Origin of the sequence: Brevundimonas sp., assembly GCF_041911375.1 — a bacterium.
Classification (GTDB): Bacteria; Pseudomonadota; Alphaproteobacteria; order Caulobacterales; family Caulobacteraceae; genus Brevundimonas.
On sequence record NZ_JAYRPA010000061.1, the window covers coordinates 1 to 10,268 of the forward strand.

General features: G+C 69.8%; 8 protein-coding genes. 4 read left to right on the forward strand and 4 right to left on the reverse strand.

The genetic code is table 11. The features are described 5' to 3' along the window. On the forward strand, nt 1-2,495 hold a 2,495-nt coding region (locus ACE3PU_RS10710), incomplete at its 5' end, for a hypothetical protein (protein ID WP_374389546.1). 16 nt (nt 2,496-2,511) lie between these two features. Then, entirely contained in the window at nt 2,512-3,423 is a 912-nt protein-coding gene (locus ACE3PU_RS10715; RefSeq protein WP_374389548.1) for a hypothetical protein, read from the forward strand. 84 nt (nt 3,424-3,507) lie between these two features. Here the strand turns inward: ACE3PU_RS10715 and ACE3PU_RS10720 are convergent, their stop codons facing one another. Next, on the reverse strand, nt 3,508-3,930 hold the full coding sequence (locus tag ACE3PU_RS10720) for a hypothetical protein (protein ID WP_374389550.1): 423 nt from the start codon (nt 3,928-3,930) through the stop codon (nt 3,508-3,510). Between the two features lie 127 nt (nt 3,931-4,057). Further along, entirely contained in the window at nt 4,058-4,492 is a 435-nt protein-coding gene (locus tag ACE3PU_RS10725) for an acyl-CoA thioesterase (RefSeq protein WP_374389552.1), read from the reverse strand. A 122-nt stretch (nt 4,493-4,614) separates the two neighbouring features. On the opposite strand from ACE3PU_RS10725, the gene ACE3PU_RS10730 reads away from it, so the two are divergent. Then, nucleotides 4,615-5,745 carry a zinc-dependent alcohol dehydrogenase family protein gene (locus tag ACE3PU_RS10730; protein ID WP_374389554.1) on the forward strand — a complete coding sequence of 377 codons (1,131 nt, stop codon included), beginning with the start codon at nt 4,615-4,617 and terminating at the stop codon, nt 5,743-5,745. A 3-nt stretch (nt 5,746-5,748) separates the two neighbouring features. On the opposite strand, the gene ACE3PU_RS10735 is transcribed toward ACE3PU_RS10730, so the two are convergent. Continuing rightward, nucleotides 5,749-8,208, reverse strand: a complete 2,460-nt coding sequence (locus ACE3PU_RS10735; protein ID WP_374389556.1) for a prolyl oligopeptidase family serine peptidase — start codon at nt 8,206-8,208, stop codon at nt 5,749-5,751. 68 nt (nt 8,209-8,276) lie between these two features. Next, nucleotides 8,277-10,016, reverse strand: coding sequence for a cellulase family glycosylhydrolase (locus ACE3PU_RS10740; protein WP_374389558.1), 1,740 nt, complete (start codon nt 10,014-10,016; stop codon nt 8,277-8,279). 122 nt (nt 10,017-10,138) lie between these two features. On the opposite strand from ACE3PU_RS10740, the gene ACE3PU_RS10745 reads away from it, so the two are divergent. Further along, the coding region (locus ACE3PU_RS10745) for a translocation/assembly module TamB domain-containing protein (protein ID WP_374389560.1) at nt 10,139-10,268 on the forward strand (130 nt) is incomplete at its 3' end.

A 10,268-nucleotide genomic window follows, 5' to 3' on the forward strand; every position in this document is an offset into this window, starting at 1 on the left:
CTTCGGCCGCTCCCATGGCCACGGCGCCCGCCCCGGCCCCCGAGCCGGCCGAGGCGCCGTCCTCGCCCGCCGCTTCGGCGCCCCCGCCCCCGCCCGGTCGGCGCGACATCAATCCGTACGACCGCGACATCCCGATGACGGTGCCGCTGAACTTCAACAGCCGGGTGCTGGGCGAACTGCCCGTGGTCCTGACGCGGGACGACCGCTTCATCGTCGAGAGCGCGGGCTTCAAGGTCCTGATCGATCCGCTGCTGACGCCCGAGGCCCAGGCCGAGCTGGCCGCGCGCATCCGGGGCATCGACTCCTTCGCGCCCGAAGAGATCAACGACACCGGCATCAGCCTGGACTACGACGCCGAGCAGCTTGCGGTCCTGGTGCTGCGCATCGACCCGACCAAGCGCTCGGTCGAATCCCTGTTCCGCGGCGGCCGCCCCGAGGAGCCAGGCCTGCCGCCCGAAAACTTAAGCGCCTTCCTGAACAGCAACGTCGCCATCCAGCGCTTCGAATCGACCGGGGATTTTAGTAAGCCCAGCGTCTTCCTGAACGGCGCTGTCCGCTACAAGAACCTGGTGTTCGAGGCCGACGTCCAGGGCCGCGAGGACCTGTTCACCGGCGAATACGAAGTCGAACGCCGCTACGCCCGCTTCGTCTATGACCAGGCCGAGGACTTCCGCCGCTGGTATCTGGGCGACCTCGAACCCGAAATCCGCGGCCGCCAGGGCTTCGCTGAACTCGGCGGCGTGGGCGTCTCGCGCCAGCGCCAGCGGTTCGACGCCTTCCGTAACAACGTCCTGTCTGGCGGCCGCCAGCTCGTGCTTCAGGAATCCTCGACCGTCCGTGTGCTGAGGAACGGCGTCTTCGTGCGCGAATTCCGCCTCGACCCGGGCCAGTACGACCTGTCGAACCTGCCGCTGGAGACCGGTTCCAACGACATTCAGATCGAGATCCAGAACGACTCCGGCCGCGTCGAGACGGTCGGCTACAGCGCCTATCTGGACGCCATCGAGCTGGAGCCCGGCGACTATGAGTACGGCGCCTATCTGGGCGCGGTGAACAACGGCGTCTTCGGTTCGCCGGACTATTCGGAGGGCAAGGTCGCCCTCACCGGCTTCTGGCGCAAGGCGTTCGAAAACCGGCCCGCTGTCGGCATCGGCGTCCAGGCGTCCGAGGACGCCCAGACTCTGTCGGGCCAGAGCCAGTTCATCCTGCGCAATGGCGCGCGGGTACGAGTCGATGGGGCTATCAGCAACGGCGATCCCGGCGCCGGCTACGCCTTCGCGGTCGGCTATGACCACATCATAGACTTGGGCGATACCTACGACAGCTGGACGGTCGTGGCGGACTTCACCTCCGAGGATTTCGCCACCATTGGCAATCCGATGGCCCAGAATCCGACATCCTGGGTGTTCTCGGGTGGCTATTCGCACCAGTTCTCGCGGGACTGGCTGGCCAACGTCAGCGCCTCCTACCGGATGAGCCGCAGCGATCTCAACGACGATTCCTATTCGGTCAACGCCACCACCACCTATCGCTTCGCCCCGCAATGGAGCGCCCAGTTCGGCCTGGAGTACGCCGATTTCGGCTCCACCTTCGGCGGCTTCCGCTCCGACGGCTTCGGCGCCACCTTCGCCCTGATCTGGCAGCCGCGCTACGACCGCCGCACCGAGGCCCGCTACAGCTCGGCCCGCAACAGCGGCAGCGTCCGCTTCCAGCAGTCGACCGAGAACCGTGTCGGTTCGTGGGGCTATTCGGTGGCCTCGACCTATGACGACGGTCCCTCGACCCTGTCTGGTCAGCTGGACTACATCGCCAACCGCTTCGACGGGAGCGTGACGCACACCGCCTTCGGCAACGACTTCTCGGACATCACAGCCGAGCAGGTGACCACCTTGCGCCTGGGCTCCTCGATCGCCACCACCGGCGGCAAGGTCTCGATCGGCCGCAACATCTACGACAGCTTCGCCATCGTCTATCCGCACGAGACCATCGCGGACCATCCCGTCATCGTCGGCGACAGCTTCCAGGGCGGCCATTACACCGGCCGCAGCGGCGCCCTCGGCGGGGCCCTCGCCAACAACCTGACCTCCTACGTCAACCAGTCCGTCCGCTATGACGTGCTGGACGCGCCCCTGGGCTACAACATTGGCGACGGCGTCGCCCGCGTGCGGCCGACCTACAAGAGCGGCTACGCCATCGAGGTCGGCAGCGCCAAGTTCGTCAGCGCCCTGGGCCGTCTGATCGGCAACGCCGACCGTCCGGTGGCCCTGATGTCCGGCCGCGTGCGGCCCGTGGACGATCCGGCGGCCGAGCCCGAGCTGTTCTTCACCAACTCGGTCGGCCGCTTCGCCATGCAGAACCTGGAGCCGGGCAAGCGCTATCGCGTTGAACTGTTCTCCACGCCCGCCTTGGGCTTCGAGTTCACCGTGCCCGCCGACAACGAGGGGCTGCTCGACCTGCAGATGGTCCGCGTGCCCCTCGATGTGCCCGAAGAGTGAAGCCAAGGAGGCTGCCATGTCCCGCGTCCGCCCGTCCGTCCTGGCCCTGACCGCCGCAGCGGCCGCGCTGCTGGCCGTGCCCGCCGCCGCCTCGGCCCAGCCGCGCGACTGCCAGATCCAGATCGATTCCGGCGCCCAGCAATGGACGCTGCGCTACGATCCGTTCGAGCAGGACTCGGCCGTGCAGCAGTTCGACCTCGGCGTCGTCAACACCGGCGACACGGCCTGCAACGTCGTCAGCCGGGTCGAGCTGCGCGGCGAGACCTTCGGCCTGTCGCCCCAGGCGGGCGGGCCGCGTCTGGTCTACAATCTGGTTGACGAGACCGCCGGCGCCGATGTGACGCCCCGCGCGGGCCAGAGCGCGCGCAACGTCGGGGCCCGGCCGATCCGCCTCAGCCCGGGCGAGCGCGGCCTGATGCGCTTCTCCTTCGCCGTGGCCCCGTCCGACACCCTGTCGGCCGGCCTCTATTCCCAGACGGCCTTCATCAGCCTGGAGAAGCCGAACGGCGATCCGCTGAGCGAGAAGCCGATCACCCTGAACGTCGAGGTGCCCTCGGCCGCCGTCATGGGCCTGAAGGGCGAGTTCCGCCGCACCGGCGGGGTGGCCACCCTCGACCTGGGCAAGCTCAGCGAGGGCGTGCGCCAGCTGCGCACCACCCTCTATGTCCTCAGCACCGCCGGCTACGCGGTGTCGGTGACGTCCGAGAACCAGGGCCGCCTGCGCCAGGGCTCCAGCGACTGGTACGTGCCCTACGGCCTGGCCCTGGGCGAGCGGGACATGGACCTGTCGCGCGGCGGCCGGCTGGACGTGGTCTCGAACCGCGCGCGGCTGGACGACTATCCGCTGACGATCCGCATCGGCAGCACGGCGGGCCGGCGGGCCGGCGACTATTCCGACGTCCTGACCTTCACCGTCGCCGCCCTCTGATCTAGGGCCTTCGGGCATGAGAAAAGAGGCGGGACGCCGCGCGCCCCGCCTCCCTGAATTTCAGTCGCCGGGAACGCCCGGGCGTCAGATCGGCTGGATCGTCAGCGCCAGGATCAGCGGCTCGTCTAGCGTGACCTCATCGAACCGATAGGACACCGAACGGATGGTGGCGATGCTGGAGCGGCGCAGCACCTGGCCGCCCGACTTGTCGAGGTCCAGAAGCCGGTCGCCATAGACCATGAGGGCCTTCTCGGTCGGCGCCAGGGGACGGTACTGGGCTGAGACGGTGAAGCCGCCCGGGCTGTTGCAGGCCTCGACCACCTCTCCGGCACGGCCGCTTTCGGCCATCACGGGCGAGGTGGGCTTAACCCAGCAGGCCACCGGCACGGTGGCGCGCAGGCGATAGGTGCCCCCGGCGGTCGAGCCGGCCGAGGCCGGCGCCGCGGCGGCGAACAGGACGCCCGCGAGGGCGGCGGCGGAAAGAGCGCGAAGGATGCCTTGGGTCATGGGCCGGTCCGATCTGCACATTGCAGCCTGACCCTAGACCCGCGCCTGTTAAGGTCCCGCCAGCGAACACGGCTAAGGATCGCTTGCGAACCATGCTTACCGGACGGTCAACCGTACCCGGCCCCGTTCACGCCGCCAGAAGGTTCTCCACCACCCCGCGCAGCTTGTCCGGCAAGGGCTTGGGCCGGCGGGTCTCGGCGTCGACATAGACGTGGACGAAATGGCCGATGGCGGCGGGCGTCGCCACGCCGCGCCGGAACACCGCGAAGCCGTAGCGCACGCTGGAGGTGCCGATGTGGTCGACCTTGATCCCCACCTCGATCACGTCGGGGAACTTCAGCGCCGAGGCGTAGCGGCAGCCGCTGTCGACCACCAGGCCGATGGACTCTCCCAGCGCGTCGGCGATCAGCAGGTGGGCGTTCACCGCCGAATCCACGAACTCGTAGAATTTGGCGTTGTTGATGTGCCCGTACTGGTCGTTGTCGGCCCAGCGGGTCGAGACCATGTGAAAGGCCCGGTAGGTGGCGCGTTCGGCCAGGGGGCCTTCGTCTCTCTTCGGCATTCGCATCTCCCTTGCGGCGCTGGCGGCCTTGGCGGCGCTCTGGTCCGGTCCGCGAACGCTCGGGCTTGGACGACGCGACGTCAAGCGCCTATCGAATGACGATCGATGACGAAGGCTTGACCATGGCTGTTGAAACCCGCGCCGCCGTCCTGTCGTCCATGGGGGCCGCGCGCCCCTACGCCGACAGCCGCCCCCTGTCCGTCCAGACCGTCGCACTGGAGCCGCCCGGTCGGGGCGAGGTGCAGGTGGCGATCCGCGCGGCGGGCCTGTGCCATTCGGATCTGTCGGTCATCAACGGCGACCGGCCCCGCCCCCTGCCCATGGCCCTGGGCCACGAGGCGGCCGGCGTGGTCGAGGCGCTGGGTCCCGGCGTCGACGACCTGAAGATCGGCGACCGTGTGGTCATGGTCTTCATGCCGTCGTGCGGCCATTGCGATCCGTGCGCAGGCGGCCGTCCCGCCCTGTGCGAGCCCGGGGCGGCGGCCAACGGCCGCGGCGAGCTGCTGGGCGGCGGCCGGCGCCTGTTCCGCGAGGGCGAGGCCCTGAACCACCATCTCGGCTGTTCCGCCTTCGCCGAGCGCGCCGTGGTCTCGCGCCGGTCGCTGGTGCGCATCGACCCGGACCTGCCGTTCGAGATCGCCGCCCTGTTCGGCTGCGCCGTGCTGACCGGCGTCGGGGCCGTGGTGAACACCGCCGGCGTCAAGGCGGGTCAGGGCGTCGTCGTGATCGGGCTGGGCGGGGTCGGCCTGGCCAGCGTCCTGGGCGCCCTGGCCTGCGGCGCCGCGCCGGTCGTGGCCGTGGACCTGTCGGAGGAAAAGCTGGCCCTCGCGCGAACCTTCGGCCCGGTGCGCACGGTCAACGCCGCCGACGCCGACGCGGTGGAGCAGGTGCGGGCCCTGACGGGCGGCGGCGCCGACTTCGCCTTCGAAATGGCCGGCTCGGTCCGCGCCCTGGAGGCCGCCTGGAAGATGACAAAGCGCGGCGGGACCACCGTCACCGCCGGCCTGCCCCCGCCCGAGGCGGCGCTGGCGGTCAACGTCGTCTCCCTGGTGGGGGAGGAGCGCACCTTGAAGGGCTCCTACATCGGAACCTGCGTGCCCCGTCGCGACATCCCCCGCTACGTCGCCCTCTACCGCGACGGCCGCCTGCCGGTCGACCGCCTGCTCAGTGGCGTCATTCCCCTGGACGACATCAACGCGGGCTTCGACCGACTGCACGCCGGCGAGGTGGTGCGCCTGGTGGTCAGGCCCTGAGGCCTATTCCGCAGCCGGCGCATCCTTCAGGTTCATGTCCAGCCAGCGGGTCATCTCCCACAGGGTGTGGCCGACCGATTCCCGCGCCCGATAGCCGTGCGCCTCCAGCGGCAGGGTGACGTAGCGCGCCGTCGCCCCCAGCCCCTTCAACGCCGCATAGAAGCGTTCGGACTGGACGGGGAAGGTGCCGGAGTTGTCGTCCGCCTCGCCATGGATCAGCAGGATCGGCTCGTTGATCTGGTTCGCATAGGTGAAGGGCGACATCTTCGTATAGATGTCCGTCGCCTCCCAATAGGTGCGCTGCTCGGCCTGGAAGCCGAACGGCGTCAGGGTGCGGTTATAGGCGCCCGACCGAGCGATGCCGGTGCGGAACAGGTCGGTGTGCGCCAGCAGGTTCGCCGTCATGAAGGCGCCGTAGCTGTGGCCGCCGACCGCGATCCGGTCGCGCCGCGCCACGCCCATCTCGACCACCGCGTCCACGGCGGCCTGGGCGTCGGCGGTCAGTTGCTCGACATAGGTGTCGTTCGGCTCGGCGCCGTCCTTGCCGATGATCGGCATGGAGGGGTTGTCGAAGATGGCGTAGCCCTGGGTCAGCAGGAACAGGTGGCTGGACCCGCTGGGCCGCACGAAGCGGTTTTGCACGTCCACCGTCTGGCCGGCCACGGCCGCGTCGGTGAACTCGGCCGGATAGGCCCACATCAGCATCGGCAGCGGTCCGTCACGGTCCTTGTCGTAACCGGCCGGCAGGTACAGCGTCCCCGACAGCTTGACCCCGTCCGCCCGCTCATAGGTCACCAGCTGCCGCGTCGCCTCGGCCAGCTGCGGCGCCGGGTCGGGGAAGTCGGTCAGGGCCGTGGTCTGTCCGCTGGCCAGGTCCCGCACCTGAAGGTTCGGCGGGTCCAGCCGCGTCTCGCGCTGGGTCACCACGCGCCGGCCCGCGTCGTCCAGGAAGCCGATCACATATTCATAGTCGCCGGGCGCGGAGGTCCACAGCCGCTCGCTCTGGCCCGTCGCCGGATCCATGGCCGCCAGGAAGGGGAAGGCCCCCTGGGGCGTCGCGCCCGGCCCGGACATCAGGATGCGTCCTTGGGCGTCGAACCGCATCACCGGCCGGCCCGCGGCGTTCGGCTCGCTGACGGGCTGGCCCGGGTTGTCGTAGCGGGCCTGATAGTTCCGCTCCAGCAGCACCCGGCCCTGGCCGGGGTTGGACGGGTCGACGACGAAGCGCGTCTCGTGGCGGGTGTTGAACCAGCGGCTGCCGACGATCGCCAGGTCGTCGCGACCCCAGTCGATCCCGGCGTAGCGTTCCTGCAGGTCGATGAGCTTGACCGGCGGCGCGCCGAACGGCGCGGCCTGCATCATCACCCGGTCGCGGTACTCGGCCTCGGTGCGGACGTCGCCGCCGTCCAGAGCCTCGACCCAGACCAGGGTCGCGGGCGCGTCGGCGCGCCATTCGACCGCGCGCGGCCCCGGCGCCACCGCGTCGAAGGCGGTCGGCACGTCGTCGCGCAGCGGCAGGTCGGCGATGCGCCGCACCTCGCGCCCGGCCATGTCCAGGACGGCGATCTCGGTCGGGAACAGGCCCGCCGGCACGGCGTAGCTGTAGGGCCGCTTCAGCGTCTCGGTCAGGATGTAGCGCCCGTCCGGCGACACGGAGACCTCGGCGTGAACGCCGGGGGCGCCGATCGGCCGGGGATCGCCGCCCAGCGGCGCCAGCGTCAGCTGGCTGGTGAAATAGTGATCGAACAGCGCCTCATCGTGCGCGTCCTGCAGCAGGTCCTGATAAGTCCGCGCCGGCGCCACGCGCCCGGTCGTCTCCTCGATGGTCGGGCCGCGAGGCGTCGGACTGGCCGCCGGCGCCGCGCCGCGCCCGGCCGGGACCGCCTCGATCAGCAGACCCGAGCTGTCGGGCAGCCACTGATAGCCGCCGCCGTTCGTCATGTTGACCGCCACGCCGTTCAGCTTGCGCGCCCGGGCCGCCTGCACATCCACGACCCACAGCTCCAGCGCGGCCGGGCCGTCCATCACCAGCGCCAGATGGCGGCCGTCGGGTGAGAAGCGCGCGCCCGTGAAGCGAGCCCCGGCCGGCAGCGGCACGGCCCGCGCCTCACCGCCGTCCACCGGCTTCAGCGACAGGCCCGTCAGCCAGGCGATCCGGCTCTCGGCGGGTCCGTTGTTCCGGGGGTTGATCCGATAGCCCGCCAGCCTCAGCATCGGCTCGGACAGGGCCTGGATCGACGGCAGGTTCGACCGATCCATCAGCACCAGCGTCCTGCGGTCCGGGCTCAGCATCGACGCCGGCGTCGGCTTGGCGTCCAGGATGTCCGCGATGGGCTGCGGCGGCTGCTGATAGACCGCCGGGGCAGGCGCCCCGTCCTGCATCGTCAGGGCCAACGCCGGCGCGGTCAGCGCCGTGCCCGCCATCAACAGCGCCGCACCCGCGACCCGGATCGATCTCATCATGTTCGGAAGCTCCCCACGCACAGACGCGGCACGCTATGCGGCTCCGGCGCCGAGGCCAACCCCTAAAGCTAGGGCGTAGCGACTCGCATCTCGGCGATACGGCACGCGGCGCAGGCCTCGGCCTTCAGGATCAGGGTGTTGGTTCCTGCGAGGATGGGCAGCGCCGGGGTTGCGGCCTCATGCCAACCATCGCCGGCGGGCAGGTCCACCGTGACCGGCGTCCCCCCGTTCAGGGACAGCGACACCCGTCCGCCCGCGCCGATCACCGTCACCGGCCGCTCGCCCGCCGTCTCGGCCGTCAGGGTGTAGCGCAGCCATTCACCGGTCTCGAACTCGGCCACCACCGGCCGGCGGTCGACCACGGCGATGTCGACGCCATCGTTGCGCCAGGTGCGGCCCGTGTTCCACCAGGGGATCCGCTCGCCCGGCCCGTCGGTGTCGGAATCATAGACGTCGGACCAGGCGGCGCCCGCCCGCCCCAGGTCGTAGTCCGCCGCCCGGATCGTCAGCCCCTCGGCCGTCAGTCGATGCTCCGTATACGGAACGACGGCGTCGGAGTGCGGCTGGCGCAGCATGGCGTCGACCACGTCGCGGTGCTGAATCACGTTCTCGAAGCGGATGTCGTGCGTCGCCAGCCGCATCAGCGTCGCCTCCGCCTCGGCCGCAGAGGGGCGGGGCCCCTGACCGGTCAGATAGGCGACCAGGGCCGGCCAGCCGGGATTGGGCGCGATCTCAAGCGGCTGGTTGAAGCCGATCTTCTTCAGCGGCCAGAAGGCCCAACCGATCCCCTCGCCCTCCACCAGACCGATCGTCTCGGTGAACCAGGTGTTGGAGTTCTCGCCCGACTCCCCCAACCACACCGGCGCGTCGTTCTCGTCCCTCAGCCGCAGGATGTCGGCGATCGAGGCCCGGTCGGTGGCGTTCCAGTATTTGTGGAAGCTGATGACGGTGTTGTCGTCCCACAGGGGCATGACGCCGCGGTAGTTGTTGCCCCAGCAGTTGCCCTCGATGATGATCATATGCCGCTGGTCCACTTCGCGGATGGCGGCGGTGATCTCCATCATCAGCTGGCGCAGGGGCGCGTTGGTCGTCTCCTCGCAGCCGTGCCCGCCGCCGGGCTTTTCGAAGTCCCAGTTCGGCTCGTTGATGATGTCATAGGCGCCGATCCCCGGCTCGTCGGCGTAGCGTTCGGCCAGCCGCCGCCACAGGGCGACCGTCTTCCGGCGGTTTTCGGCGCTGTCCCAAAGCGACGGCTTGTCCGGATCGCGGTCCGAGATGGCCAGGTCCGACCCCTGCCCGCCCGGCGCGGCGTGAAGGTCCAGGATCAGATGCATGCCGTTGGCCTTGGTCCAGGTCAGCAGGGCGTCGATCTCGGCGAAGCCCTCCGCCTTCCAGGTGTCCTGGCCCGGAACCGGCTCCTCCTCGATCGGCAGGGTCAGCCGGTCGTAGTGCATCGGCAGCCGCACCGAGTTGAAACCCCAGCGCCCCATGGCGTCGATGTCGGCCTTGGTCGTGTGGTTGGCCCGCCAGGCGGCGTAGAATTCTTGCGTCTTCTCCTCGCCGATCAGTTCGACGATCCGTTCACGGATGACATGCTGCTGACCCAGGGCGCCCAGCTGCAGCATATAGCCTTCCTGCAGCAGCCAGCCGCCCAGCCCCATGCCGCGCAGGATCACCGGATCGCCCGTCTCGTCGACGATCCTCGTCCCCTCGGCCCGCAGCCAATCCTGCGCCGAGGCCGCGCCCCCCACGCCCATCCCCGCACAGAGCGCCGCCGCCGCGCAAGCGGCCCTTGCCAGAGTTCTCATCGTCGCCTCCCGGACGTTCTTGTGAACGTTCTCAATGCCGAGAGGCTCGCCCGGGGGCGGCCGCGCGTCAAGCCGGGTCGAACAGCAACGCCTCGACCTCCGCCCGCTCCGGCAGCGACGACATCACGGTCTTCGTCACGGTCAGCGGCCGGGTGTCCGATCTCGACATCAGCTTCTCCTCGCAGCCCAACCTGCCCGAGGATGAGGTGTTGGCGCGCCTGATCTTCAACCGCAGCATCGACGAACTGTCGC

What these genes read in the sequence shown, in the direction of transcription:
- ACE3PU_RS10735 (WP_374389556.1), bottom strand. Translation starts at nt 8,208, where the DNA reads ATGATGAGATCGATCCGGGTCGCGGGTGCGGCGCTGTTGATGGCGGGC.
- ACE3PU_RS10715 (WP_374389548.1), top strand. Translation starts at nt 2,512, where the DNA reads ATGTCCCGCGTCCGCCCGTCCGTCCTGGCCCTGACCGCCGCAGCGGCC.
- ACE3PU_RS10720 (WP_374389550.1), bottom strand. Translation starts at nt 3,930, where the DNA reads ATGACCCAAGGCATCCTTCGCGCTCTTTCCGCCGCCGCCCTCGCGGGC.
- ACE3PU_RS10730 (WP_374389554.1), top strand. Translation starts at nt 4,615, where the DNA reads ATGGCTGTTGAAACCCGCGCCGCCGTCCTGTCGTCCATGGGGGCCGCG.
- ACE3PU_RS10725 (WP_374389552.1), bottom strand. Translation starts at nt 4,492, where the DNA reads ATGCCGAAGAGAGACGAAGGCCCCCTGGCCGAACGCGCCACCTACCGG.
- ACE3PU_RS10740 (WP_374389558.1), bottom strand. Translation starts at nt 10,016, where the DNA reads ATGAGAACTCTGGCAAGGGCCGCTTGCGCGGCGGCGGCGCTCTGTGCG.